26 protein-coding genes are annotated in these 24,921 nt (G+C 36.0%); 17 read left to right on the top strand and 9 right to left on the bottom strand.

Annotated features, from left to right (window positions below; translation table 11 throughout):
* Positions 1 to 8: 8 nt before the first annotated feature.
* From BUB91_RS03470 to BUB91_RS03460, 3 genes are read right to left on the bottom strand one after another with little or no spacing between them, the layout of a single operon-like run.
* Positions 9 to 599 (bottom strand): LOG family protein, encoded by a 591-nt coding sequence (locus tag BUB91_RS03470; RefSeq protein WP_073097057.1) that lies wholly within the window; start codon positions 597 to 599, stop codon positions 9 to 11.
* On the bottom strand, positions 596 to 1,447 hold the full coding sequence (gene prmC / locus BUB91_RS03465; RefSeq protein ID WP_073097055.1) for a peptide chain release factor N(5)-glutamine methyltransferase: 852 nt from the start codon (positions 1,445 to 1,447) through the stop codon (positions 596 to 598). Before prmC ends, BUB91_RS03470 begins: the two co-directional genes overlap by 4 nt.
* Before the next feature lie 5 nt (positions 1,448 to 1,452).
* A complete protein-coding gene (locus BUB91_RS03460) occupies positions 1,453 to 1,932 on the bottom strand; it encodes a GNAT family N-acetyltransferase (protein WP_073097052.1) in 480 nt (159 codons plus the stop codon).
* 35 nt (positions 1,933 to 1,967) lie between these two features.
* Here BUB91_RS03460 and ribD point away from each other — a divergent pair, with 35 nt between their 5' ends.
* The 4 genes from ribD to BUB91_RS03440 all read left to right on the top strand — a co-directional run bounded on the left by ribD (position 1,968) and on the right by BUB91_RS03440 (position 5,206).
* A complete protein-coding gene (gene ribD, locus BUB91_RS03455) occupies positions 1,968 to 3,020 on the top strand; it encodes a bifunctional diaminohydroxyphosphoribosylaminopyrimidine deaminase/5-amino-6-(5-phosphoribosylamino)uracil reductase RibD (RefSeq protein ID WP_262490523.1) in 1,053 nt (350 codons plus the stop codon).
* Positions 3,013 to 3,627, top strand: coding sequence for an HAD-IA family hydrolase (locus BUB91_RS03450; protein ID WP_073097046.1), 615 nt, complete (start codon positions 3,013 to 3,015; stop codon positions 3,625 to 3,627). Before ribD ends, BUB91_RS03450 begins: the two co-directional genes overlap by 8 nt.
* The gene (locus tag BUB91_RS03445) at positions 3,624 to 4,499 is read left to right on the top strand and encodes an EamA family transporter (RefSeq protein ID WP_073097042.1); all 876 of its coding nucleotides are present in this window, start codon (positions 3,624 to 3,626) and stop codon (positions 4,497 to 4,499) included. Before BUB91_RS03450 ends, BUB91_RS03445 begins: the two co-directional genes overlap by 4 nt.
* Before the next feature lie 92 nt (positions 4,500 to 4,591).
* The gene (locus BUB91_RS03440) at positions 4,592 to 5,206 is read left to right on the top strand and encodes an IMPACT family protein (RefSeq protein WP_073097036.1); all 615 of its coding nucleotides are present in this window, start codon (positions 4,592 to 4,594) and stop codon (positions 5,204 to 5,206) included.
* On the opposite strand, the gene BUB91_RS03435 is transcribed toward BUB91_RS03440, so the two are convergent.
* Positions 5,192 to 5,605: an acyl-CoA thioesterase gene (locus BUB91_RS03435; protein ID WP_073097034.1), complete on the bottom strand. Its 414-nt coding sequence runs from the start codon at positions 5,603 to 5,605 to the stop codon at positions 5,192 to 5,194. The two genes, BUB91_RS03440 and BUB91_RS03435, sit on opposite strands and share 15 nt — an antisense overlap.
* A 200-nt stretch (positions 5,606 to 5,805) precedes the next feature.
* Here BUB91_RS03435 and dnaA point away from each other — a divergent pair, with 200 nt between their 5' ends.
* From dnaA to BUB91_RS03420, 3 genes are all read left to right on the top strand, one after another.
* The gene (gene dnaA, locus BUB91_RS03430) at positions 5,806 to 7,236 is read left to right on the top strand and encodes a chromosomal replication initiator protein DnaA (protein ID WP_073097032.1); all 1,431 of its coding nucleotides are present in this window, start codon (positions 5,806 to 5,808) and stop codon (positions 7,234 to 7,236) included.
* A 75-nt stretch (positions 7,237 to 7,311) separates the two neighbouring features.
* Positions 7,312 to 7,770 carry a low molecular weight protein-tyrosine-phosphatase gene (locus BUB91_RS03425; protein WP_073097029.1) on the top strand — a complete coding sequence of 153 codons (459 nt, stop codon included), beginning with the start codon at positions 7,312 to 7,314 and terminating at the stop codon, positions 7,768 to 7,770.
* Positions 7,771 to 7,779: 9 nt separating this feature from the next.
* A complete protein-coding gene (locus BUB91_RS03420) occupies positions 7,780 to 8,499 on the top strand; it encodes an SAM-dependent methyltransferase (RefSeq protein ID WP_073097025.1) in 720 nt (239 codons plus the stop codon).
* Positions 8,500 to 8,548: 49 nt separating this feature from the next.
* Here BUB91_RS03420 and BUB91_RS03415 read toward each other — a convergent pair whose 3' ends face one another.
* The 4 genes from BUB91_RS03415 to dapF form a co-directional block, all read right to left on the bottom strand.
* Positions 8,549 to 9,208, bottom strand: coding sequence for a peptidoglycan-binding protein LysM (locus BUB91_RS03415; protein ID WP_073097021.1), 660 nt, complete (start codon positions 9,206 to 9,208; stop codon positions 8,549 to 8,551).
* A 231-nt stretch (positions 9,209 to 9,439) separates the two neighbouring features.
* The gene (mltG, locus tag BUB91_RS03410) at positions 9,440 to 10,483 is read right to left on the bottom strand and encodes an endolytic transglycosylase MltG (protein WP_073097018.1); all 1,044 of its coding nucleotides are present in this window, start codon (positions 10,481 to 10,483) and stop codon (positions 9,440 to 9,442) included.
* Positions 10,473 to 11,015, bottom strand: a complete 543-nt coding sequence (locus tag BUB91_RS03405; protein WP_073097013.1) for a GNAT family N-acetyltransferase — start codon at positions 11,013 to 11,015, stop codon at positions 10,473 to 10,475. The genes mltG and BUB91_RS03405 overlap by 11 nt, the downstream gene beginning before the upstream one ends.
* Positions 11,003 to 11,779, bottom strand: a complete 777-nt coding sequence (gene dapF, locus BUB91_RS03400) for a diaminopimelate epimerase (protein WP_073097198.1) — start codon at positions 11,777 to 11,779, stop codon at positions 11,003 to 11,005. The genes BUB91_RS03405 and dapF overlap by 13 nt, the downstream gene beginning before the upstream one ends.
* A gap of 137 nt (positions 11,780 to 11,916) precedes the next feature.
* Here dapF and BUB91_RS03395 point away from each other — a divergent pair, with 137 nt between their 5' ends.
* The 10 genes from BUB91_RS03395 to BUB91_RS03350 all read left to right on the top strand — a co-directional run bounded on the left by BUB91_RS03395 (position 11,917) and on the right by BUB91_RS03350 (position 24,186).
* Positions 11,917 to 13,314 carry a trypsin-like peptidase domain-containing protein gene (locus BUB91_RS03395; protein ID WP_073097008.1) on the top strand — a complete coding sequence of 466 codons (1,398 nt, stop codon included), beginning with the start codon at positions 11,917 to 11,919 and terminating at the stop codon, positions 13,312 to 13,314.
* A 124-nt stretch (positions 13,315 to 13,438) separates the two neighbouring features.
* A complete protein-coding gene (locus tag BUB91_RS03390; protein ID WP_073097006.1) occupies positions 13,439 to 14,887 on the top strand; it encodes a glyceraldehyde-3-phosphate dehydrogenase in 1,449 nt (482 codons plus the stop codon).
* Between the two features lie 181 nt (positions 14,888 to 15,068).
* Positions 15,069 to 15,677 carry a hypothetical protein gene (locus BUB91_RS03385; RefSeq protein WP_073097004.1) on the top strand — a complete coding sequence of 203 codons (609 nt, stop codon included), beginning with the start codon at positions 15,069 to 15,071 and terminating at the stop codon, positions 15,675 to 15,677.
* A gap of 77 nt (positions 15,678 to 15,754) precedes the next feature.
* A complete protein-coding gene (trmD, locus tag BUB91_RS03380; protein WP_073097002.1) occupies positions 15,755 to 16,432 on the top strand; it encodes a tRNA (guanosine(37)-N1)-methyltransferase TrmD in 678 nt (225 codons plus the stop codon).
* A 135-nt stretch (positions 16,433 to 16,567) separates the two neighbouring features.
* Positions 16,568 to 16,918 (top strand): 50S ribosomal protein L19, encoded by a 351-nt coding sequence (rplS, locus tag BUB91_RS03375; protein WP_073097000.1) that lies wholly within the window; start codon positions 16,568 to 16,570, stop codon positions 16,916 to 16,918.
* 623 nt (positions 16,919 to 17,541) lie between these two features.
* Positions 17,542 to 19,767 carry an NADP-dependent isocitrate dehydrogenase gene (locus tag BUB91_RS03370; RefSeq protein WP_073096998.1) on the top strand — a complete coding sequence of 742 codons (2,226 nt, stop codon included), beginning with the start codon at positions 17,542 to 17,544 and terminating at the stop codon, positions 19,765 to 19,767.
* 119 nt (positions 19,768 to 19,886) lie between these two features.
* Complete coding sequence (locus tag BUB91_RS03365) at positions 19,887 to 22,247, top strand: TonB-dependent receptor (protein ID WP_128759298.1); 2,361 nt, start codon at positions 19,887 to 19,889, stop codon at positions 22,245 to 22,247.
* Positions 22,247 to 23,056: a DUF4249 family protein gene (locus BUB91_RS03360; RefSeq protein ID WP_073096995.1), complete on the top strand. Its 810-nt coding sequence runs from the start codon at positions 22,247 to 22,249 to the stop codon at positions 23,054 to 23,056. The genes BUB91_RS03365 and BUB91_RS03360 overlap by 1 nt, the downstream gene beginning before the upstream one ends.
* A 100-nt stretch (positions 23,057 to 23,156) precedes the next feature.
* Positions 23,157 to 23,975 (top strand): N-acetylmuramic acid 6-phosphate etherase, encoded by an 819-nt coding sequence (murQ, locus tag BUB91_RS03355; protein WP_073096991.1) that lies wholly within the window; start codon positions 23,157 to 23,159, stop codon positions 23,973 to 23,975.
* Positions 23,965 to 24,186 carry a DUF6095 family protein gene (locus BUB91_RS03350; protein WP_073096987.1) on the top strand — a complete coding sequence of 74 codons (222 nt, stop codon included), beginning with the start codon at positions 23,965 to 23,967 and terminating at the stop codon, positions 24,184 to 24,186. The genes murQ and BUB91_RS03350 overlap by 11 nt, the downstream gene beginning before the upstream one ends.
* Before the next feature lie 12 nt (positions 24,187 to 24,198).
* Here the strand turns inward: BUB91_RS03350 and BUB91_RS21605 are convergent, their stop codons facing one another.
* The gene (locus BUB91_RS21605; RefSeq protein ID WP_083557814.1) at positions 24,199 to 24,393 is read right to left on the bottom strand and encodes a transposase; all 195 of its coding nucleotides are present in this window, start codon (positions 24,391 to 24,393) and stop codon (positions 24,199 to 24,201) included.
* Positions 24,394 to 24,921 lie beyond the last annotated feature (528 nt).

Below are 24,921 nucleotides of genomic sequence, written 5' to 3'. Positions count from 1 at the left end.
ATTAAAATTTAGGTATTCTCTGGTTTTAAAAATTTTGAATTGAGATCAGGTTCAAAACTTTTCATTTTCCCTAATAGCTTTTCCACATCTGCATCTTCAATTAAAAGTTCGCGGTTTTCTCGTTTAAGAAATCCACGAGCTACCATCTCATCAAGCATTGCGATAAGGTGATCGTAAAAGCCATTAGTATTGAGCAGCCCTATTGGCTTGTGATGCAAGCCTAACTGACTCCAGGTAATGATTTCAAAAAGCTCTTCAAACGTACCAAAACCTCCCGGAAGCGTTATAAAACCGTCGCTAATCGCTTGCATTTTAAGCTTGCGCTCGTGCATATTTTCGGTAGTAATGAGTTGATCAAGACCCGTATGTACAATCTCCCGAGTCTTCAAAAATTCCGGAATAATACCAATTGCTTTCCCATTATTTAATAAACACGATTGCGCAACGCGTCCCATAATACCCAATTGAGAACCTCCGTAAATCAAAGTGATTTCTTGCTTTGCAAGCTCTGCTCCCAGCAATTCTGATTGTTTAATAATTTCAGGATCATTACCTTCACTGCTTCCGCAGAAGACACAAATAGAATTTAAAGTTTTCATGTACGTTTTGCTTTTAGCATTCTGGGTTTTCCCGCAAAATCATTTCGTAATTCTACTTTTTCAAACCCATTATTTTTCACGAGCTCTAGCATTTCATTTCCTAGATACTCATTGATTTCAAAATACAAAATTCCGTTAAGTTTTAAACTTTGAAATGCAAGCTCTGCTATTTTTTTATAAAATACTAACGCATTATCATCTGCAACAAAAAGCGCCTCGTGAGGCTCATAATTAAGCACATTAGGCTGAATTTCTACCTTTTCCAAATCACGCACATAAGGCGGATTTGACACAATCACATCATAGCTTTGCTCTAAACCAGTTGTTGATAAAATATCTTGTTCTATCCAATTAACTTCAACAGAATTAAGCACTGCATTATTCTTGGCTATTGTTAAAGCTTTAGTAGAAATATCAATCGCACTGACCGATGTTTCAGGTATTAATTTAGCTAAACTCACTGCTATAGCGCCACTACCCGTACCGATGTCAAGAATTGAAATTGAATCACTCTTATTTTTAAAATCCTGATAGATCCAATCTACCAATTCTTCGGTTTCTGGTCTCGGGATAAGCACTCCGGGAGCAACTTTAAAAGGGAAACCATAAAATTCAGTCTCGCCTAGTATATATTGTAAAGGCTCGTGATTTTTCAGTTTTAAAAGCGCTTCATTTAATGCTGCTACTTCTGCTCCCGTCAATTCTTTATTTAAACTTATAGGAATCTGTACGGGTTGCATTTCGAGGAATTTTTCGGCGAAAGCCTTAAAAAAAGTCACGCGTTCTTCCTGAGGATATAAAGCATTTAATTGCTCGTAAAAATAAGTTCTGTATTCGCTTAATATCATCTACTCTAAAAATCTTTAAGCATATGAACCGGGCAGGCATTGTGTCCCGTATTACCCATTGGTCCGTCTATATAGTAAAATCCACTTTTCTTATAGAGTTTCTGAGCAGCTTCCATATACGGCATCGTCTCAATATAAACCTGCTCAAAACCTGATTTTGATGCAAATTCAAAACATACATCCATAAGCTGTTTCCCTACACCCTGCCCCCTCAACTCTGAAGAAACATACATTTTTTGAAGTTCGCAAACAGGTCCATCACAATTGGCTAATGTAGCAATACCCGCGCCACCTAAAATTGCACCATCTTGCTCTACCACAAAATATTGCGCATTTGCTTCTGCATAAGTTTCATACATACAGTCTAAAGCCTTATCCTCGTATGCAGTGCCCACTTTAGGCACGCCCATTTCAACTAAAACAGCTCTTAGAACAATTGCTAACTTCACATTATCAGCTTTTTCTACCGGTCTGATTTGCAGCATCGATTTTCTTACTTTTTAATGGTACTTTTGAGTTTGTGAAGATACACGAAAAATACATGTCTCGCTGTTTACAACTGGCTAAAAACGGGCTAGGAAACACCTATCCTAACCCAATGGTGGGTAGTGTTATCGTTTGTGACAGCAAAATTATAGGAGAAGGCTGGCATCAAAAAGCTGGTCAACCTCACGCCGAGGTTAATGCTATAAATAGCGTAAAGGAAACAGAACTACTTGAGAAATCTACGATTTACGTAAGCCTGGAGCCTTGTAGTCATTTTGGTAAAACACCACCTTGTAGTGATCTTATTATTGCTAAAGGAATTAAAAAAGTTGTTATAGGAACCGTTGACCCCTTTGCTGAAGTTGCGGGTAGAGGTATCAAAAAATTGCTAAATGCCGGTTGTGAAGTTCTTGTAGGTATTTTAGAAACAGAATGTCAAACTCTGAATAAACGTTTTTTTACTTTTCATCAGAAAAAGCGTCCTTATGTCATTCTCAAGTGGGCTGAAAGTCTAAATGGTTTTATCGCTCCAGATGCTGAAAGCCGAAACAAAAAAGAACCGTTCTGGATCACAACAAAAACAAGCCGACAACTTGTACATAAATGGCGCGCTGAAGAACAGAGCATATTAATAGGTGCTAATACCGTAAAAGCTGATAATCCCAGTTTGACGACTCGCGATTGGGCAGGCAATTCTCCTACTCGTATTATCATTGATCGGGAGTTAAGCTTATCTAAAGAAGCTACTGTTTTTGATCAACAAGTGCCAACACTTGTAATCACAACACTTGAAGAAGAAAACAAACCCAACCTTAAGTACATAAAAGTAGATTTTACGAAAAATCTCCCTGCTCAGATTTGTGAAGCTCTTTATACAGAAGGTTTACAGTCTGTAATTATTGAAGGTGGGGCGAAAACACTACAAGCTTTTATAGATGAAAAAATTTGGGATGAAGCCCGGGTTTTTAAAGGAAGTTCTATTTTTCAATCCGGCGTAAAAGCTCCTGTACTTAAAGCTATTCAAAATTCTAAAAACACAATGCTTAACGACGACATATTAACGTTCTATAGTTCTACAAATGATTAAAAATCTACTCTTCGATTTTGGGGATGTATTCATCAATCTCGACAAAAAAGCCCCCGAGCAAGCATTAGCTAAAATGGGAATCAGAACTATAGATAACGACATGATCACCTGGCACAATACGTATGAAAAAGGATTAATCACCAGTGATCAACTAACAGAAAACTACCTGAAAAAATTCCCTCAACTTACGGTTTTATCTTTTCAACAGACATGGAATAGTATCATTCTTGATTTTCCACAACAGCGACTAGACTGGATTATAGATCTAGCTAAATCTAAAAAATACAGATTGCTTTTGTTGAGCAATACCAATGACCTCCACATTGAGCAGGTTATTAAAAATATGGGAGCGGTACGCTATTCTCAATTCCAAAGTTGTTTTGAACGTTTTTATCTTTCACAGCAAATCAATTTACGAAAACCAGATCTTGATAGCTACGACTACGTTCTGCGCAAAGATGGCCTTATAGCAAATGAAACGCTATTTATAGATGATACTATTTTAAATACCGCTGCAGCTTCTTCAATGGGAATTCATACCTGGCATTTAGAACCTGATTTTGAAGATGTGACACAACTGTTTGAAGTCAAAAAAGCACTATTTTGATCTATTTGTTTTTAAGCATATTAGCTTCCAGTATCATCTTTTTAGTTTTTAAGCTTTTTGATAAATATGGTATAAACACTTTTCAAGCAATCGTTATAAACTATATCATTGCTTGTGCATCAGGTTTTGCAGCATATACAGAACCAATTAACTGGAGTAAACTTGCATCGTATTCTTGGCTACCCGGCACATTCTTTCTAGGAGTATTGTTTATTGTTATCTTCAATTTAATGGCGATAACCACACAACGCAGCGGACTTTCAGTGGTTTCTGTAGCGACTAAAATGAGTGTAGTCATCCCAATTGCTTTCGGGTTAATTTATTACAATGAAAATGCTGCAATACTAAAAATAGCCGGAATTCTTCTTGCTCTAATTGCCGTGTATTTGGTTTCCATAAAAAAGCAAGATTCTAGCAAACCAGCTAAGAAAAATCTGATATTCCCAATTTTAGTTTTTTTAGGAAGCGGACTTATTGATACGAGTATAAAATATCTGGAAGATAGTTTTGTTTCAGAACAAGATGTACCACTCTTTTCTGCAATGATATTTGCAACAGCATTTATACTTGGTGTTTCCGTTTTGATTTTTCAGTTGATCAAAGGCAGTCAAAAGATTGAACTCAAAAATAGTATTGGCGGAATAGCTTTGGGAGTACCTAACTATTTTTCGATATACTTTCTGGTACGCGCACTAAGACATCCCACTTTAGAAAGTTCTACCGTTTTTACAATAAATAATGTAGGTATCGTAATGGTCGCAACCTTAATAGGAATCTTATTTTTTAAAGAAAAACTTTCCGCAAAGAACTGGATCGGGATAGGTTTTGCTATTTTGAGTATCATACTAATCGCAATTGTAAATCACTTTTAAGAAAGCCCACAAGGCATAAAATAGAAATTTCTTTTGACTTCGAAGCAAGTCTCGGAGTGTTTAAATCTCGATTATCTAGTAAAAACTGAATAATGCAGAAAGAAGCAGACTTTTATAAAATCCTCGCTAAAACCGGAGAAGAATCACTCTTCAAAGACCGTGGAAGTAAATTTATCGGTCAGGCGCATCCGGTAAAAAATGAAAATGAAGTTGAGGCTATCGTTTCCGATTTAAAAAACAAACACAATAAAGCTTCACATGTTTGTTACGCCTGGCAACTGGGTAAGAATTACGAGCATTATCGTGCTAATGACGATGGCGAACCTGGCAATTCTGCAGGCTTACCCATTTATGGCCAATTGCAGTCTTTTGATGTAACACAAACACTGGTAACAGTGATTAGATATTACGGTGGTACAAACCTTGGTGTTGGTGGGTTAATACAAGCTTATAAAACAGCAGCCCAATTAGCCTTAGAAGCTTCAACTATTGTTATAAAACTAATCACCGAAGAACTTCAATTAAAATTTGAATATCCATTGCTCCATACAGTAATGCGAATTATTAAAGAGGAACAATTAGATATTGCAGAACAAAAAATGGAATTGAGCTGCTTAATTACACTAAGTGTTCGTAAAAATCATTTAAATCGTATTAAAGAACGTTTTAACGCTGTTTTTGGCATCGAAATATCAATTATTGGATAAATATACATTTAACTTCTCTAAAACATATTCTGGACATCTTGTAGGTCTGTTTGTTGACATATCTACAAAAACCAAGGTTGTTTCTGCTTTGGTAAGCAATTCTTGATTCTGATTATAAATTTCATAGTCAAAAACTATACTCGCACGAGGTACTTTTCTAAGCATTGTTTTAACAGTTAATATATCATCAAAAAGCGCAGGTTTTAAAAAATAAAACTGCATGCCATAAACAGGTAGCATTATTCCTTCTTCCTCCATTTTTTTGTAGGAAATTCCTATAGCCTCTAGCCATTCAATTCGCGCAAGCTCCAGGTATACAGCATAATTAGCATGATGTACAACACCCATTTGATCTGTTTCTGCATATCTAACTTTAACAGAAGTTGTATGTGATTTCATATAGTTATTAACAAATAAATTCTTAGATTATAGCTCGGAAAGAGTATGCGTAAAAAATTCTAAAAAAGCAATCTAATTTTCTTTTTTTATTACATTTTTTGTTCACATATTTGCCCCGCACTGAACGAAACGAAGATCTCTTTATTTTCTCACTTTTCAGTTGTCCGAAAACAAAAATAACTTAAAATTTAACCAAAAGAATGAGTATGACTGCGCAAACAGTATGGGATAATTGTCTCTCATTTATTCAGGACAATATAACCCCGCAGGCTTACAAAACCTGGTTCGAGCCCATTCGAGCAGTTAAACTTACAGATAACGCACTAAGCATACAGGTTCCTAGTAAATTCTTTTACGAATGGTTAGAAGAACATTATGTGAAGCTTTTAAAAGTTTCCCTCACTAAAGAGTTGGGAGAACACGCAAAGTTGGTTTATGTTATTCGTATGGAAAACACCTACGGAAACCGCCAACCTTTCACCGAAAAAATACCGAGTACTAACCGATCAAATAAGATGAAGTCGCAAGAGGTTGATGCTCCTTTTAAGAATAAAAATCCTGAACTAAAAAATCCCTTTGTAATTCCGGGAATTCGCAATCTTGAGATAGAATCTCAATTGAATCCTAATTACAACTTTGATAACTTTTTAGAAGGTGATTCTAACCGTCTTGCCCGCTCTGCTGGTATGGCTGTTGCCAACAAACCTGGTGGAACTTCTTTTAATCCGCTACTTATTTTTGGAGGTGTTGGTCTAGGAAAAACACATTTAGCTCATGCTATTGGTGTACAAATAAAAGATCGCTACCCAGATAAAACAGTTCTTTATATTTCTGCCGAAAAATTTACGCAACAATATATCGAATCGGTTAAAAAGAATAACCGAAATGACTTTATTCATTTCTATCAGGTTATAGATGTACTTATAGTAGATGACATCCAATTATTATCTGGTAAAGCTGGTACTCAGGATGTATTTTTCCACATCTTTAACCACTTACACCAAAATGGAAAACAAGTCGTCTTAACTAGTGATAAAGCTCCTGTAGACATGCAGGATATCGAACAACGTTTGCTATCTCGTTTTAAATGGGGACTTTCTGCAGAATTGCAGCAGCCTGGTTTTGAGACACGTGTTTCTATCATTAAAAACAAGCTTTATCAAGATGGTGTAGAAATGCCAGAAGATATTGTTGAATTTTTAGCAAATAATATCAAAACTAACATTAGAGAGCTAGAAGGGGCTATCATCTCATTAATCGCTCATTCTTCTTTCAATAAAAAAGAAATAAATCTTGAACTTGCTAAGAAAATTGTTGACAACTATGTCAAACACACCAAACGCGAGGTTTCTATAGATTATATTCAGAAAGTAGTAAGTGATTATTTCCAGATGGATGTAGATACGCTACAGTCTAAAACTCGTAAGCGTCACATTGTTCAAGCAAGACAACTCGCTATGTTTTTTGCTAAAAAACTAACTAAAGCTTCTCTTGCCAGCATTGGTTCTCAAATAGGTAAACGTGATCATGCTACCGTTCTACACGCTTGCAAGACCGTTGATAACTTATCAACTACAGACAAACAGTTCAAAAAATACGTAGAAGATTTAAACAAAAAACTCACGATGTAATTAACTCTTGAGTTGAGTTTTGATACTTTTCTGCTATAAATTAAAAATTACGCTTTCGCGAAAAATTTACCTATAATGAAAACACGCATTTTAATGGTTTGCCTAGGTAATATTTGCAGATCCCCACTAGCTGAAGGTTTACTAAAATCTAAATTAGATACAGAAAATTTTGAAGTAGATTCTGCCGGAACTGGTCATTGGCATGTAGGCAGTTTACCTGATTCTCGAAGTATTGCGGTCGCTCAAAAAAACGGCTTAGACATTTCAGATCAACGCGGAATGCAATTTAAACCTGCTTTTTTTGGCCACTATGATCATATTTTTGTGATGGATAATTACAACTACGAAGATGTAATTGGGCAAGTACGCAACGATGGAGATAAAGAAAAAGTCCATCTTATTTTAGATGAGATATTTCCGGGAGAGCGTGTAGATGTGCCAGACCCTTATAACGACAGTTTACGTGGTTTTGATAAAGTTTACGAAATGCTTGACGAAGCTACAACCAAATTAGCTGAGCGCCTGACTAAATAATTCTATTTTATGCATATAAAACCTGAGTACGGTAAACTGTATCTAATTCCTGTAACATTAGGAGATACTGATCCTCTGGAAGTTATGCCGGGTTTGGTTCAGAAAATAATTACTGAAATTGACGAGTATGTGGTTGAAAATGAGAAAACAGCTCGAAGATTTATCAAACAGATTTGTAAAGAAAAACCACAGCCATCTTTAAAACTTCATCCTCTCAATAAGCACACAGAATTTACCGAAGTTCCTGCATATTTAGACTCTTGTTTAGCAGGAAAATCAATCGGTTTAATGTCTGAAGCCGGGGTTCCCGGTATTGCAGATCCCGGCGCCGAAGTAGTAAGACTTGCTCACGAAAAAGGAATACAAGTGATTCCTTTAGTGGGGCCTTCTTCTATTTTAATGGCGATGATGAGTAGCGGTATGAACGGTCAGAACTTTGCTTTTAACGGGTATTTACCGATCGATTCTAAAGAACGACGCAGTGAACTGAAACGTCTGGAACGCATTTCTAAAGATTATAACCAATCTCAATTGTTTATTGAAACTCCATACCGCAATAACAAAATGATTGATGAATTGTGTAGCACGCTACACCCTAGCACCCGACTTTGTATTGCCTGTGACATCACACTTCCTACAGAATTCATTGTGACAAAACCCATCTCAATCTGGCAAAATAAAAAACCAGATTTACATAAACGGCCTGCGCTGTTTATTATACAAAACTAAAAAAACGACCTGACGGTCGCTTTTTTAGAATTCATATGTCTTTTAAATTTTAACTATCTAAGTCAACTTTTGCATTTCTATTCGGCTCAATGAATGAAACATCATAGCCTGCAAACTTTTTCATATAACTGTAAACCGAAGTTCCAAAAGCATCTCTAAAACCTTCTACTCCACCCGAGCGTAAATAACTTTTTACACTACCTGGACCTGCAAGGTGAGCAGCTGCTAAAATTCCGGATTCTGTAACTTTAACTCCATTTATAACCTTTCCGGTAAAGCGCTTAATATCTTTTCTAAGTACCCATTTATTACGAGATGCATTTGCAACAAATGCTTTCTCCTGTAACCTTGGATTGTTTATAAATTCATCTGTATCAGTAACTCCTAAAAGCAATAAAGTACTCCTACCGAACTGGTATTTTCCTAAATAACCTAATTGATTGATACGTTTGTAATCGTTTTGAGACTCTTTAAAGCCCAATGCCTCCTTGAAGCCGGTAAATGATTTCCCGGGCGTGGCTAGATTTAAATTTGAAGTCTTATCCAATACAGCAGTATCGGTCTCATCAAATTGTGGTACAGTGTAGAATAACTCTAAACCTTCAGTAGAATTTTCACGAGGTTTATCTGCATCTTTAACTGACATACTTAATGCCACCAAACCAAATACAGAAGGTAACGCTGCTAATTTTACAATGTTTTTCGTCATAAATTAAATTTCAGACCGGTAGATGAACGCTACTAAATTACCAGTCTATATTATCGTGCAAATATACGAATAGAATATAAGCGATTGACAATGAATTGGTTAAGTTTTTACTAAAATCAATGTTTTCATAAAATGTGTTGTATTTTACGAAATAAAACTCTTTTTCTTAGATATTTAACCGTGTATAAAATCACCTATTGAAAAAAAGACAAACATTTAACATTTGTTGGCTTAACGGTTAATTCCTTGCTTATTTATCCAATTTATATACTGCTGTCTGTTTGCATTATGCTGGGCTACAGTCTTTGCAAAAAGATGATAGCCGGGATTAGAAACGTCTGCAACGAAAAAATAGTATTGGTGAGACTCTGGATTTAACACAGCATTAATAGCTGAAAGATCGGGCATGAAGATGGGGCCTGGTGGCAAACCGCCATATTTGTACGTATTATATGGAGAATCTGTCTCCAAATCCTTATAGAGCACGCGTTTGATGACGCGATCAAAATCGTTAGCTTCTTTTTTTACAGCATAAATAACTGTTGGGTCTGCATCTAGTTTCCAACCATTGTGTAAACGGTTAAGATAAACTCCGGCAACTCGAGGTCGCTCATCTGTTTTTGCGGTTTCTTTTTGTACGATTGAAGCTAAAACATAAACTTCATTTGGTGTTAAACCTTGTGCTTCAGCTTTAGCTTTACGTTCTTCCGTCCAAAAACGCTTGTATTCAGAAAACATTTTGTCTCGGTATGCTTTTGCATCTGTATTCCAGTAAAATTCATAGGTATTAGGTAAATACATACTAAGCGCTGTTTCCTCCTCAAAACCATTCCCTTTTAGAAATTCAGCATCTTTAAAAGCTGAAATCAGTTCTGTGCTATCAGCCTCTAGTTGCTGTCCTATTCTACCGGCTAAATCCTCTAAACGCTCCTGATTGTTGAAAGAAATTTTAATAGGAATGTTTCCGCTACGTATTGAATTTACAATATCATTATTACTGCTACCCTTTTTAATTATGAAATGACCAGCTTTGATATTACTTATGTAGCCTTTCCGCTTTGCGACCTGATCAAAAGATTCCTCATCTTTCAATAAAGGTCCCAACTCTGCTTTCACATCTTGATACGTTGCATCTGAAGCAATATACACGTGAGCTTCATCATTATTAAATGCCGTATTAGGAGATAAAAATTTGCCGTAAATAGTATATGCAAAAATCCCGGCAATAACCAGCCCTATTAAAGCGGTCGCCGCAATTATTTTTTTAATGTACATCTTTATGTATTAATTGATATAAATATTCATTTTTAAATGTTCCCGCTATACGAGTCCAGTCTTTCTTCAATCCTACAGCCTCAAAACCTTGCTTTTCAAAAAGCTTAATACTCGGCTTATTTTCTTCTAAAATATTAGCATAAAGCTGATGCACATTCAAATGTTTAAAACTATAACGTGTAATTAAATCGAGTGCTTCTGCTCCATAACCCTTACCACGATCTGATGTACTAAAAATCAAAATCCCCAGACCGGCACGCTGGTTTCTGGGATCAAAATCAAACAAATCTATCATTCCTAAAGCCTCGTCATCAATAGCTTTGCAGATAACCAAACGCAATTGTTTAGCTTCATAAATATCTTTATGCGAGTTTTTAATGTAATGCTTCAATAAAAATTTTGAAAAAGGAGTCAATGTCGTTGTAAGTTCCCAGAGATCCTCATCGTTTTCAATTTTGAAAACCAGATCGAGATCTTCAGGCTCTAATGCTCTTAAGTATACGAGTTGTCCTTTTAAGGTTAAACCTTCCATACGCCTTCAAAAACTTTTTCTGCAGGACCAATTAAAAATATGTTTTTATATCCATCTTCCTGTGGTTCAAACGTCACTTGAAGCTGACCGCCTTCAACCTGTAAAGGGATACTGCTTTGAGAAACTTTATTCTGTTTATGAATGGCTAGAGCAACTGCAGTAGCTCCTGTACCACAACTTAAAGTCTCATCTTCTACCCCACGCTCGTAGGTACGCATTTTGTATCCACCATCAACTGCTTCAACAAAATTAATATTGCTTCCGGCTTTGCCATAAAGCGCTCCATAACGTAAAGCTGCACCTTCCTTTTTAACATCAAAAGCATCAATATCAGCAACCCATTGCACGTGATGTGGTGAACCGGTATCTAAAAAAAGATGGTCTTCAAACTCTTTAATTTCAGTAACGTCTTGCATCTTAAGATGTACCAAACCTTTTTCTACTGTAGCTTCATGAACTCCATCAACAGCCTCAAATGTAGTTTTGTCAGCTATCACTCCTAACTCTTTTGCAAAAGCAACGATACAGCGACCTCCATTACCACACATTGAACTCGGATTTCCATCTGCGTTGTAATAAACCATTGTAAAATCTAAGCTGTCATGATTTTCTAACAAAATCAAACCATCTGCTCCTACGCCAAATTTTCGGTCACAGATAGCTTTGACGAGTTTGGTATCATTTTTGGAAAATATAAGTTGACGGTTATCGATCATTACAAAATCGTTTCCAGTGCCTTGGTATTTATAAAAAGGTATTGACATTTCTGGTTTTTTTTTAAAAGCCTCGCAAAAATACATAAAGCGAAAATTCTATGCCTTGTTAAGACTAAGTTAAATACTGCAACGTGATATACTGTCACTCGTATTTATAATGTTATACTAAAAAATAGAACCGTATTATGAAAAAATTTGCAAGCCTATTGTTTGTTGCCATCTTAGGTGGTGGTATTACGCTGGGAGCATATAAGCTTCTGGAAGAAGAATCTCAAACTGAAGTTTCTAACCTAACTACAACTTCATCTTTTAATCCGGTAAAATATAATGGAACTCCTATCAGCAGCACTAATGCTGACTTTACCGAAGCGGCAGACCGCACCGTACATGCGGTAGTGCACGTCAAAAACGTACAAACCTCACGACAACCCCGCAGTCTACAAGAGTTTTTCTACGGCGGTGGTGAGATGCGTAAAGGTCTCGTAGGAGCAGGTAGTGGTGTTATCATTTCGCCAGACGGTTATATCGTAACGAATAATCACGTGATTGACGGTGCTACAGAGCTCGATGTCTCTTTAAATGACAACCGAACGTATAAAGCGGAAGTTATTGGCACTGATACTAAAGCAGATATTGCACTTATAAAAATTGATGCTGATGGTGAGCTACCTTATCTACCCTTTGGAGATTCTGATGGTGTGAAACTTGGAGAATGGGTATTAGCCGTAGGTAATCCTTTTAATTTAACAAGTACCGTTACAGCTGGTATTATTTCGGCGAAAGCCAGAGATATCAGCGAGTACGATTCTAATCCGCAATCTTTTATTCAAACTGATGCAGCAATAAACCCAGGTAACAGCGGTGGTGCTTTGGTAAATATTAATGGAGAATTAATAGGTATCAATACTGCGATTACTTCTCAAACCGGTAGCTATGTAGGTTATGCATTTGCTGTACCTTCTAACAATGCTCGCAAGATTGTTGAAGATATTATGGAGTATGGTGATGTTCAACGTGGAATTCTTGGTGTAAGTGGCACAAGCTTAAATCCAAGTATTGCGAGCGAATTAGATATTGATGCGGTAGAAGGTGTTTATGTTGCTTACGTTGAATTTGAAAGTGGCGCTAAAAAAGCCGGACTTCAAAAAGGAGATATCATTACAAATATTGATAATACTAAAATATCAAAATTTGCAGATTTGTCAGGATACTTAGGAACTAAACGTCCTAATGATGTGGTACAAGTTACGTACAGTAGAGATGGAGAAAGCAAAACTGTGCCAGTTAGCTTGCTTAAATATTCAACGTATGTTATTGAAAAGCCCGGTCTGGAAGTTCGTGAAGTTTCAGCTAAACTTCTTAAAGAATATGGCGTAAAAAATGGTGTTATAATTGCACAAGCAACTAATGACAAATTGAAACGCTATAATCTAAAAGGAATTGTAATTACAGAAATTGACGATGAAACGGTAAATTCTGTTGATGACGTTAAACGCATTTTGAATGACAAAAGTCCTAACGAACCGGTAAGCTTAAATTTTGTAAGTAAAGGCGGTGAGAAAAAGCAAATTATTTTTCAATAAAAAGCTTTTAGCTAATTGAATTTGAAGCCCTTCAGAGTGAAGGGCTTTTTTATTTCAAATAATGATCACGAAAACGATATAGTTAAGTATCTTTGCCGAAAATTTTAAAACATTTTATACGCTAATGAGTACTTCTAACACATACGAGAAAGAATTAGCCTTTCAGGCAGATCGCCGCAGAGCAACTGTTGAATTCATAAAAATCATCAGCGACCTTTGGTATGATAAGAATATTGAACTGGTCTTATTCCGAAATCAATTGATAGACAGAAATGTGAGCGAAATACTCAATCTGCACGCTTATGCAGGCGCTTTTGTACAAAAGCCTATTTCAATTTTTGATAGTGTTGAGATAGCTAAAGCAATTTTACAGGCAAACTTCCCTCCTGCTAAATTAGATATTGGCAAACTCACCTATGAATACCATTTAGAAGATAACGATTATACGGATGCTTCTGGATTTGTACATTATAAATTAAAAGATGCCGAAGCTTCAAATACTATTATTCCTAAAGATGTGGTTCTTTATGGTTTTGGACGGATCGGCAGATTACTAGCTCGCGAACTCATGACGCGTACCGGAAGCGGAAGTCAACTTAGACTACGAGCAATTGTAGTTCGTGGTGAGATTACTGAATCTATTTTGAGAAAAAGAGCTTCTCTCCTGAAAAGCGACAGCATACACGGAGATTTTCCGGGAACTATAGATATTAGTATTGAAAAGGAAGCCCTCATTATAAATGGAACCACTGTTACTATAATTAGTTCTAATGCTCCGGAAGATATAGATTACACTTCCTTTGGAATCGATGATGCTTTGATCATTGACAACACCGGAGCTTTTAGAGATAAAGAGCAACTGAGCAGACATTTAATTGCCAAAGGTGCTTCAAAAGTTTTGCTAACAGCCCCCGGAAAAGGTATTCCAAATATAGTTCATGGTGTAAATCACACTGCATATAACCCTGATGAAGTTTCTATTTTTTCTGCGGCATCGTGTACAACAAATGCCATAACCCCGGTTTTAAAAGCCGTTGAAGAAAGTTTTGGAATTGCTACCGGTCATTTAGAAACCATTCACGCTTATACAAACGATCAGAATTTAGTTGACAATATGCATTCTAAATATAGAAGAGGTCGTGCTGCTGCTTTAAATATGGTCATTACTGAAACCGGTGCGGGTAAAGCAGTTGCTAAAGCTTTGCCTGAATTAGAAGGGAAATTAACTTCTAATGCAATTAGAGTTCCCGTTCCTAATGGTTCGCTAGCTATTTTAAACCTAAAACTGAATCAAAAAACGACTGTTGAAAGTATCAATTCTACATTAAAAAAATACGCATTAGAAGGTGATCTGGTTGAACAAATAAAGTATTCGATAAACAATGAACTCGTTTCCAGTGATATTGTGGGCTCGTCTGCACCTTCAATCTATGACAGTCAGGCTACGCTGATTTCTTCAGATTCTGAAAACGTAGTTTTATACGTTTGGTACGATAATGAATATGGCTACAGTCATCAAGTCATTCGCCTTGCAAAATATATTGCCAAAGTAAGAAGGTTCACCTATTATTAGGAATAAGATAAGTGAACTTTTTTTAACTTCCTATATTCAGCAAAATATGCGTTTTTATAAAATCATTCTATTTATTCTGAATAAACAGTAAGAACAAGATGATTTGATTATTTTTGCACTTTTAATATACTAAGATGGGATGCGTTCCGTTTTCCCAAAAACAGAAAAACGACTAGCCTAAATGAATACTATAAAGACCAGCTTAATTTTTTTACTATTTGTAATTGCAGGAGCAAATGCACAAGAAGAACAAACACAGGCAACTGAGCCTAAAGTAAACACGATTTCACAACAATTTGAAGACTTATTAGAGAAATCTAATAACTTTCAAGAATATAAAGTGGTTAATCAAAATTCACTTTTAAAATTAAAAAGTAATACTGCAGATAGTATTTCAGGTTTAAAAGAGCAGATTAATAGACTGCAAGAACAAATAAACTCACAACAAGCGAAAGTTAGCGAACTCAAAAATTCTTTACAGGAAACTGAAAATACACTTGAAACAACTCGCGCTGAAAAAGACTCGATCTATTTCTTAGGAATGCCGATGAGTAAAGGCGGTTATATGGGAATGATGTGGGGAATCGTAGCTGTCCTTGCTCTAGCTTTGGTTTTCTTTATTTTAAGATTTAAAGGAAGTAACGCACATACGCAGGAAGCTCGTAAAAAGCTTGCTGAAGTTGAGACTGAATATGAAGAGTACCGTAAAAAAGCACTTGAAAAAGAGCAAAAAATGGGTAGATTACTTCAGGATGAACGCAATAAAGCTGTAAAAAATAATAACAAATAAACTTACATATATTGAAGTTTAACTCCTAAAAGTCAATACTTTATTTATATTCATTTTAATAAATTATAGCGTGCTTTATGCGCATAGACATCATCACCGTAGTTCCTGATCTTTTAAAAAGTCCTTTTGAAGCATCTATTATGCAGCGCTCTATTGCAAAAGGACTTGTAGAAGTTCACTTTCACAATCTTAGAGACTATACCGCAAACGCTTATAAACAAGTTGATGATTATCAGTTTGGTGGTGGTGCTGGTATGGTTATGATGATTGAGCCTATTGATAAATGCATTAGTGGACTAAAGGCAGAGCGGGATTACGATGAGATTATTTATCTGACTCCAGATGGTGAAACCTTAAATCAAGGTATCGCTAACCAGATTTCATTACAAAAAAATATTATCCTTTTGTGTGGTCATTATAAAGGTGTAGATCAGCGGGTACGTGATCAATTTATTACTCGGGAGATTTCTATAGGAGATTATGTACTTAGCGGTGGTGAACTGGGCGCTCTTATACTTTGTGATGCTGTGATTAGATTAATTCCCGGAGTTTTAGGTAATGAAACTTCAGCATTAACAGATTCTTTTCAAGATGATATGCTAGCTCCTCCCGTTTATACGAGACCTGCTGAGTATAAAGGCTGGAAAGTTCCTGAAATACTTACCTCGGGAAACACTCCTAAAATTGAAACTTGGCGTGAGGAACAAGCTTATAAACATACACTTAAGCGAAGACCTGATCTTTTAAAAGACTAATTTTCATAAAGATTGAAAAAAATTGAATTTTCAATTGTTCAACTTGTTTTTTATAGTAAATTTGCAGCCTCATAGAACCAACCTCTGGCGAAGTACGTGAATGTTGCTTTTATACAACTTTAAAAAATCTTAAAAATGGAAGATTTAATCAGTTTTGTACAAAACGAATTTGTAGAGAAAAAAGAATTCCCCGAATTTAGCGCAGGTGACACTATCACTGTGTATTATGAAATTCGTGAAGGTGAAAAAGTACGTACACAGTTCTTTAGAGGTGTTGTTATTCAGGTACGTGGTACAGGAGTTACAAAAACATTCACTATCAGAAAAATGTCTGGTACTGTAGGTGTTGAACGTATTTTCCCAATCAACATGCCAGCTCTTCAAAAAGTTGAAATCAACAAAAAAGGTAAAGTTCGTAGATCACGTATTTACTATTTCAGAGGTCTTACTGGTAAGAAAGCAAGAATCAAAGAAATTAGAAAATAATCTTTCTTTTAGAATATATTTTAAATGCTCCTCATTGAGGAGCATTTTTAGTTTAAAGCAACAAGTTACTAACAAATGTTAACAACATTGGTTTATAAGAAGTTAACAAAATATTCAATTTAACTACAACGTTTTAAATATTTTCATTAACTTAGTTCCACTAAACGTTTCAAGAGTGCTATTTTATAATTGCATTCTTATTTTACCAATATCGTTATCACTGTTTAGCAGTAATTTTAAATAAAGGTATTGGATTGGGATTAGAAAAAACTAATCTCTATGTGTTGATTTACGGTATAAGTACTAATATTCTTGTCTTAGGAACTTCAAGGGTTCACTGGTAAAAAATCAAAACATCAGAAGCTCTGTTGAGAAATTTAAATATCTCAACAGAGCTTTTTTTAGTTCACTACACAAACCCTATTCAAGACTTAATTCTCTAAATTGCTTTCGGTCTACCGTATTATTAGGGCTTTAAGAAGAATTTAGCTGTTAAAATCTGCTATAAAATTCTATATTTGCAAACCACTAATTTTTCTTAAAATAAAATTTTTAAATATACTTAGGTTAATCGATTTCGCAAATTCAGGTATAGCTTAAAAATTATTAAACGAACACATTATATGTCAACCAAAACATCTAAAATAGCTTACACCAAGACTGATGAAGCTCCGGCTTTAGCAACACATTCATTACTTCCTATAATCAGTAAATTTGCAAAGCCTGCAGGTATTGAGTTTGAAGTTAAAGATATATCTCTTGCTGCAAGACTTTTAGCCAACTTCCCTGATTATTTAAATGATGAGCAAAAAGTAAATGATGCATTAGCAGAATTAGGAGCTTTAGCTAAAAGTCCTGATGCCAACATCATTAAATTACCTAATATTAGTGCTTCTATACCGCAACTTACTGCTGTAATTAAAGAATTACAGTCTAAAGGTTTTGCTGTACCTAATTATCCTGAAAATGCTAATACTGATGAAGAAAAAGCTTTAAAACAACGCTATGCTAAGGTTTTAGGTAGTGCGGTAAATCCTGTACTTAGAGAAGGTAACTCAGACAGACGTGCACCTAAGCCGGTTAAAGAATATGCTAAGAAAAACCCACACAGTATGGGTGAATGGTCTAAAGAAAGTAAATCTCATGTAGCAACTATGGCATCCGGAGATTTTAGATCTAATGAAAAATCTGTTACAGTATCTCAAGCCACTTCTATTTCCATTGTACACCTTGACGAGTCTGGAACTAAAACAACATTAAAAGAAAATTTAGCACTTAAGAAAGAAGAAGTTATTGATGCTACTTTAATGAGCAAAAATGCACTTCTCACCTTTTTAAGTGAGCAGGTAGAAGATGCAAAAGCTAAAGGTGTTTTGTTTTCAATACACATGAAAGCAACAATGATGAAGGTTTCTGACCCTATCATCTTTGGTCACGCTGTACGTGTTTACTTTAAAGACGTTTTTGAAAAATATGGTGATGATTTAAAAGCTATTGGGGTTGACGCTAAAAATGGCCTTGCAGATCTTTTAAACGATGTTAATAAATTACCTGAAGATAAACGTGCTGAAGTAGAAAAAGCGATTTTAGATACGTTAGATAACCGCGCAGATCTTGCAATGGTAAATTCTGATAAAGGAATTACAAATCTACACGTACCGAGCGATGTAATTATTGACGCTTCGATGCCGGCAATGATTAGAAACAGTGGCCAAATGTGGAATGCTGACGGAAAATCTCAAGATACTAAAGCCGTTATACCAGACAGTAGTTATGCTGGTATTTACCAAGAAACCATAGATTTCTGTAGAGAAAATGGAGCATTTGACCCTACCACAATGGGTACTGTTCCTAACGTAGGTCTTATGGCTCAAAAAGCTGAAGAATACGGTTCTCACGATAAAACTTTTGAAATTCCACTAGCTGGTCAAGTTCAGGTTGTTGATGCTGAAGGAACTGTTCTTATAGAACACACTGTTGAAGAAGGTGATATCTGGAGAATGTGCCAGACTAAAGATGAGCCGGTAAAAGATTGGGTAAAACTCGCTGTTAGCCGTGCGCGTGCTACTAATTTGCCTACTATTTTCTGGTTAGATAAAGAACGTGCTCATGATGCAGAATTAATCAAAAAAGTAAATTTATATCTCAAAGATCACGATACTGAAGGTTTAGACATTCAGATTATGTCTCCTGTTGAAGCTACACGTTTCAGCTTAAAGCGTATGAAAGCTGGAGAAGATACGATCTCTGTAACCGGAAACGTTCTACGTGATTATAATACAGACCTCTTCCCTATTCTTGAAGTAGGAACAAGTGCAAAAATGTTATCTATTGTTCCTTTAATGAATGGTGGTGGTCTTTTTGAAACAGGAGCTGGTGGTTCTGCACCAAAACATGTGCAGCAATTTATAGAAGAAGGGCATTTACGTTGGGATTCTCTAGGTGAATTTTTAGCACTGTCTGTTTCTTTAGAGCACGAAGGTTACGCTAATGACAATGCAAAAGCATTGGTTTTAGCTGAAACGCTTGATGAAGCAACAATCAAATTCTTAGATAATAAAAAATCACCTTCAAGAGAAGTTAACGAACTAGATAACCGTGGTAGTCATTTCTATCTTGCTTTATACTGGGCGCAAGCTTTAGCTGCTCAGGATAAAGACAAAGAACTTCAGGTACATTTCGCTGAAATTTCTAGTGAGTTAGAAAAAAATGAAGAAAAGATCTTACAAGAATTATTAGAAGCTCAAGGATCTCCTGTTGATCTTGATGGATATTATTTTCCGGATGAAGATAAATCTGAATCTGCAATGCGACCTAGTGCTACACTAAATGCTATTGTAAATTCATAAAGGCATAAAGCTTATTTACAAAAAGGGCTCCCTATCTAGGGAACCCTTTTTTATTTCTATATGTTTTCTTAAAATACCTTGTTAATTCATCAAGTCTCTTATTTTTGATTAAAAACGTGATTAAGAATATTTACGCGCTTTTATTACTATTTGCAATTTCAACTGCTTGGTCTCAAGAAAATTACACGTTAAGCGGTGTTGTAAGTGCCGCTTCTTCTAATGAAACTTTAATAGGTGTTAATGTACTCATACCAGGTCTCAATAAAGGAACGGTCACAAACGAGTACGGCTTCTACTCCATAACTTTACCTAAAGGAAGCTACACACTTCAGATAAGTTTTATAGGCTTTCAGCCGGTAACACAAACTATAGATCTGAATCAAAACAAGAAATTAAACCTGATCATAGAAGAATCTACCCAGACATTAGACGAAGTTATCATTGAAGAGAATATTGAAAAACTCAGTATTCGTAAACCGCAAATGAGCGTGAATGCGCTTACGGCTTCCACCATAAAACAGATCCCAGTTGTTCTGGGAGAGGCAGATGTTATTAAGTCTATTCTACTGCTTCCGGGAGTTACCAGTGCTGGCGAAGGAGCTTCAGGATTTAATGTACGTGGTGGCGCAGTAGATCAAAACCTCATACTTCTGGACGAGGCAATTATTTTCAATTCGTCGCATCTTTTCGGTTTCTTTTCGGTATTTAATCCGGATGCGATCAAAGACCTAAAACTTTATAAAGGAGGTATTCCCGCTCGTTATGGTGGTAGGATTTCTTCAGTTTTAGATATCTATCAGAAAGAAGGAAACAGCAAAGAATTTCACGCCAGTGGCGGAATTGGTGCAGTCGCGAGCAGGTTGCTTTTAGAAGGCCCAATAGTTAAGGATAAATCGGCCTTTTTAATAGGTGGTAGAGCCTCGTATGCGCATTTATTTCTTCCGCTTTTTGATCTGGATAATAAAGCCTATTTCTACGATCTTAACACCAAACTCAATTATAAATTTAACGATTATAACAGCTTATATCTATCTGGTTATTTTGGTCGGGACTTGTTCAGCGTTAGCGAAAGTTTTATAAATACGTATGGAAATGCTACTATCAATTTAAGATGGAATCACCTGTTTACCGATAAGCTATTTTCTAATTTATCACTCATCTATTCTGACTACTATTACGGTTTGCTACTCGATTTTGTAGGCTTTCAATATGATTCCGGGATTCGCAATTTTAACCTTAAATATGATTTTCAGCAGTATATCAATTCAAATCTGAAACTGAGTTACGGAGTTAATGAAATCTACCATCGCTTCAATCCGGCAACCATAAAACCTAATCGACCAGATTCAGGAATTATAGCCTCACAGCTCACGCATAAATTTGCAAATGAATTTTCGGTCTACGCCGAAGCAGAACAAGATCTGACGGATAATTTGACGCTAAGATATGGCTTTAGAATCAGTCATTTTACACGTTTAGGCCAGGAAGCCTTAAATATATATGCAGACGATAATCCACTAATTTTTAATTCAGATTTAAAGATTTATCAGACGGCCCCCGTAACAGATACCTTATTAAATACCGGCACGCTTGCTAATTTTACCAACTTTGAACCTCGCGCTTCTTTGTCTTACGTATTGAGCAAAAAAAGCGCTGTAAAAGCCAGCTACAACAGAATGGCGCAATACTTACATCTTATTTCAAACACCAATTCCCCTACTCCGCTTGATGTTTATGCCCCCAGCGGACCGTATTTAAAACCACAGTTGCTCGATCAATATGCTTTAGGATATTTCAGAGAAATTAATGATGGAGCCTATTCTGTGGAAACTGAAGTTTTCTATAAAGACATTCAGAATAGATTGGATTACCGCAATGGTGCTCAGCTTATAGCAAATGATGCTATTGAAGGTGAAATATTAAACGGAAAAGCAAGAGCTTATGGTCTTGAATTTTTAGCTCGTAAAAACGACGGAGTGCTTACAGGCTGGTTGGCTTACACTTTATCGAGAAGCGAACAACAAACTCCGGGACGTATTCCAGAAGAAATCGGAATTAATAACGGAAACTGGTACGCTTCAGCATATGATAAAACGCACGATATTAGCGCCTATATAAATTATGAACTCAGTAAAAAATGGAACTTCAATGCCAATTTTATTTTTCAGACCGGGCAACCTACTAATTATCCGGTGAGTCAATCTCAGTTTCAGGGTTTATCTATTTCAAACTACGGAATGCGTAATCAAGAGCGACTTCCCTCCTACAATCGCTTAGATATTTCAGCGACTTTAACTCCTTCAAATAACAAAAATCGCAAATTGAAAGGAGAATGGGTTTTTAGTATATACAACGTTTATAACCGAATGAATGCCGCTTCGATTAATTTTAGAACCAATGAAGACACCAGACAAAATGAAGCTGTAAAAACTTCAATTTTTGGTATTCTTCCTTCAGTAACCTATAATTTTAAGTTCTAATGAAACACTTATATTCAATTTTTGCAGCACTTTTTATAGGAATCACATGCTTTTCCTGCCAAGAAACTATTGACGTTGATTTACCGGAAACCCAAGAGCGATTGGTCGTTGATGCATTGATGAGAATTCCGGATGCTGAGACATTTCTTACTGAAGTCAGATTGCGGTTGACACTTACTGCGGAATATTTTGCAGATTCTGTACCTACAGTAAATGATGCGCTTGTCAACTTAAACAATTTAGAAAATACGTTTACTTTAAACTCACAAGGAAACGGATTTTACTCTAATACAATTCCGCGTGATGTTATGGAGCAAGACTCCTTAAGACTGACTATTTTTTATAATGACGAGGTTTACATATCTGATGCTAAATTTATTCCGGCTGTGCCTATAAATTCAATAATTCAAGGGGATGGAAGCCTATTTTCAGGGGATGAAACCGAAGTTATTATTAATTACACTGATGCACAGAATCAGGATGACTTCTACCTTTTTGATCTGGATCTGGGCAATTATTTAACCAGTGAAGATACATTTTACAAAAATCAGGATTTTTCGTTCTCTTATTTCTACGAAGATTTAAACCCGCAGGACACAGTAAACATTAAGTTGATGGGTATTGACAAATCTTTTTTTGATTATATGAGCATCATAATTAATCAATCTGGGCAAGCTTCAGGCAATCCATTTACAGCTCCTCCTTCAGAAATAAGAGGAAATGTTACAAATGAAACAGATGAAAACAATTATCCTCTGGGCTATTTTATAATCACTCAGACCTATTCAGAGTCTATAATTATTGAATAGCTTAAATTGCGTGTGGAAATCATCGGAATATTATAACCTTTATTTACACAAATAAATTTTAGATTCATTCCGATAAAAAAGCACAATCTTCTATCTAATTATGAGTTTTACAAAAATTACAGAACAAGATTCAAAATACAATGAGTTAGAAAATATGAGTGTTTCTCAACTCCTAACTAATATAAATACTGAAGATAAAACCGTACCTCTAGCTGTAGAAAAAGCGTTACCACAAATTGAAGAATTAGTTGAGCAAGTTGTTATCCAACTCAAAAAAGGAGGTCGTCTGTTTTACATGGGAGCAGGAACTAGCGGGAGGCTTGGTGTAGTTGACGCTTCTGAATGCCCGCCTACTTTTGGTGTGTCTCACGAATTGGTAATTGGACTTATCGCCGGTGGTGAAGCTGCTATAAGAAAAGCGGTAGAAAATGCCGAAGACAGTGCCACTCAGGGTTGGGCAGATCTTCAAGGCTTTAATATCAATGAGAATGATTTTGTAATTGGTATAGCTGCGTCAGGTACTACTCCCTATGTTTTGCATGCATTGAATATTTGTACAGAACATAATATCCCTACCGGAAGTATTACGTGTAATGCTTCTTGCCCTATTTCAGTAGCTGCAAAATATCCTATAGAAGTGATCGTAGGACCAGAATTTGTAACCGGAAGCAGTCGCATGAAAGCAGGAACCGCTCAGAAGTTGGTTCTTAATATGATCTCAACCGCCACGATGATTCAATTGGGTAAAGTAAGAGGAAATAAAATGGTAGATATGCAGCTCAGTAATGATAAACTTGTAGACCGCGGAATCAGAATGATTCAAGCAGAAATACCTGTTGATCACTCAGAAGCAGAACGACTTTTAAAAGAATACGGCTCCGTACGAGCTGCAATAACATTTTACTTAAATGGCAACTAACAAAGAAGCTTTGGCAAAAGGCGTACGCACTATGGCTATGTCCTTATTATTTATGTTTACAGGCCCAGGAATAATCTACCAAGCCTTTAAGAACAAAGAGCATCCACTTTATATTCCGGTTTTAGTTTTAGGCATCGCATTTGCCACTCTGGCTATATTTTTTGCATTCAAAGGTTTAAGAAGAATTATGAGCGCTTTATTTAACGATTAGAACGGAAAACTATTAAATAAAAAAGACAAGGATAGCCTTTACTGTTCCTATACTGAACTCCTTTAAATTGTGCGCCATAGTTATTAAGCCTATTTCAGTAATTACTTTATCCATTCCCCTGTGCATAAAACGCTTGAAGCCCGTATTTTGCTTGATATTTCCAAAGACTGTTTCTACATCCCAGCATCTTCTTTTGCGATGTGCTATTAGTTATTCACTTAAGAGTAGATCTCTGGTCTTTTTCTTGAGACGAATCAGGTTGTAATTGCGTCCGATAGCCCTGTTCCCTTTGACTTTATAGCAGCTGGGGCATCCTTGGCAGTTGACGGCATGGTAACGATGAATCTGCTGCTTAAAACCATTCTTCGTTTCACTTTGGTAGCATCCGATTTTCTTCATCGCCTGGCCCATCAGACAGCAATACGTATCGGTTTCTTTATTATAGAACAGATTGTCTGGATGGATTGGTCTGTAGTCTTGATTTGAACAGAAACCTCTGACAATGGAGTGGATTGATCATCAATCACAACAGCAGATACTTCAAGCTGTTGTGCATTCCCTGTTAAAATAATAAAACAAGAAAAAATAAAAGCAATAGTGTCATTTCTTAGTATAATATTAATTTTGATTAGTTTGTGTTTGTATTATCAAATCATTCCTTTTCTCGAGAACTCCTTAATTAATATTAAATAATAAAAATTAACAGAAAGGTTTTATTTAATACGAACAACCAGC

It is taken from the genome of Leeuwenhoekiella marinoflava DSM 3653 (assembly GCF_900129005.1).
Classification (GTDB): Bacteria; Bacteroidota; Bacteroidia; order Flavobacteriales; family Flavobacteriaceae; genus Leeuwenhoekiella; species Leeuwenhoekiella marinoflava.
This window is presented reverse-complemented; position numbering and strand designations above follow the sequence as displayed.

What these genes read in the sequence shown, in the direction of transcription:
- dnaA (WP_073097032.1), top strand. Translation starts at nt 5,806, where the DNA reads ATGAGTATGACTGCGCAAACAGTATGGGATAATTGTCTCTCATTTATT.
- BUB91_RS03350 (WP_073096987.1), top strand. Translation starts at nt 23,965, where the DNA reads ATGGCAACTAACAAAGAAGCTTTGGCAAAAGGCGTACGCACTATGGCT.
- trmD (WP_073097002.1), top strand. Translation starts at nt 15,755, where the DNA reads ATGCGCATAGACATCATCACCGTAGTTCCTGATCTTTTAAAAAGTCCT.
- BUB91_RS03405 (WP_073097013.1), bottom strand. Translation starts at nt 11,015, where the DNA reads ATGGAAGGTTTAACCTTAAAAGGACAACTCGTATACTTAAGAGCATTA.
- dapF (WP_073097198.1), bottom strand. Translation starts at nt 11,779, where the DNA reads ATGTCAATACCTTTTTATAAATACCAAGGCACTGGAAACGATTTTGTA.
- BUB91_RS03395 (WP_073097008.1), top strand. Translation starts at nt 11,917, where the DNA reads ATGAAAAAATTTGCAAGCCTATTGTTTGTTGCCATCTTAGGTGGTGGT.
- BUB91_RS03460 (WP_073097052.1), bottom strand. Translation starts at nt 1,932, where the DNA reads ATGCTGCAAATCAGACCGGTAGAAAAAGCTGATAATGTGAAGTTAGCA.
- murQ (WP_073096991.1), top strand. Translation starts at nt 23,157, where the DNA reads ATGAGTTTTACAAAAATTACAGAACAAGATTCAAAATACAATGAGTTA.
- BUB91_RS03415 (WP_073097021.1), bottom strand. Translation starts at nt 9,208, where the DNA reads ATGACGAAAAACATTGTAAAATTAGCAGCGTTACCTTCTGTATTTGGT.
- mltG (WP_073097018.1), bottom strand. Translation starts at nt 10,483, where the DNA reads ATGTACATTAAAAAAATAATTGCGGCGACCGCTTTAATAGGGCTGGTT.
- BUB91_RS03370 (WP_073096998.1), top strand. Translation starts at nt 17,542, where the DNA reads ATGTCAACCAAAACATCTAAAATAGCTTACACCAAGACTGATGAAGCT.
- BUB91_RS03420 (WP_073097025.1), top strand. Translation starts at nt 7,780, where the DNA reads ATGCATATAAAACCTGAGTACGGTAAACTGTATCTAATTCCTGTAACA.
- prmC (WP_073097055.1), bottom strand. Translation starts at nt 1,447, where the DNA reads ATGATATTAAGCGAATACAGAACTTATTTTTACGAGCAATTAAATGCT.
- BUB91_RS03360 (WP_073096995.1), top strand. Translation starts at nt 22,247, where the DNA reads ATGAAACACTTATATTCAATTTTTGCAGCACTTTTTATAGGAATCACA.
- BUB91_RS03450 (WP_073097046.1), top strand. Translation starts at nt 3,013, where the DNA reads ATGATTAAAAATCTACTCTTCGATTTTGGGGATGTATTCATCAATCTC.
- BUB91_RS03385 (WP_073097004.1), top strand. Translation starts at nt 15,069, where the DNA reads ATGAATACTATAAAGACCAGCTTAATTTTTTTACTATTTGTAATTGCA.
- rplS (WP_073097000.1), top strand. Translation starts at nt 16,568, where the DNA reads ATGGAAGATTTAATCAGTTTTGTACAAAACGAATTTGTAGAGAAAAAA.
- BUB91_RS03470 (WP_073097057.1), bottom strand. Translation starts at nt 599, where the DNA reads ATGAAAACTTTAAATTCTATTTGTGTCTTCTGCGGAAGCAGTGAAGGT.
- BUB91_RS03435 (WP_073097034.1), bottom strand. Translation starts at nt 5,605, where the DNA reads ATGAAATCACATACAACTTCTGTTAAAGTTAGATATGCAGAAACAGAT.
- BUB91_RS03390 (WP_073097006.1), top strand. Translation starts at nt 13,439, where the DNA reads ATGAGTACTTCTAACACATACGAGAAAGAATTAGCCTTTCAGGCAGAT.
- BUB91_RS03440 (WP_073097036.1), top strand. Translation starts at nt 4,592, where the DNA reads ATGCAGAAAGAAGCAGACTTTTATAAAATCCTCGCTAAAACCGGAGAA.
- BUB91_RS03425 (WP_073097029.1), top strand. Translation starts at nt 7,312, where the DNA reads ATGAAAACACGCATTTTAATGGTTTGCCTAGGTAATATTTGCAGATCC.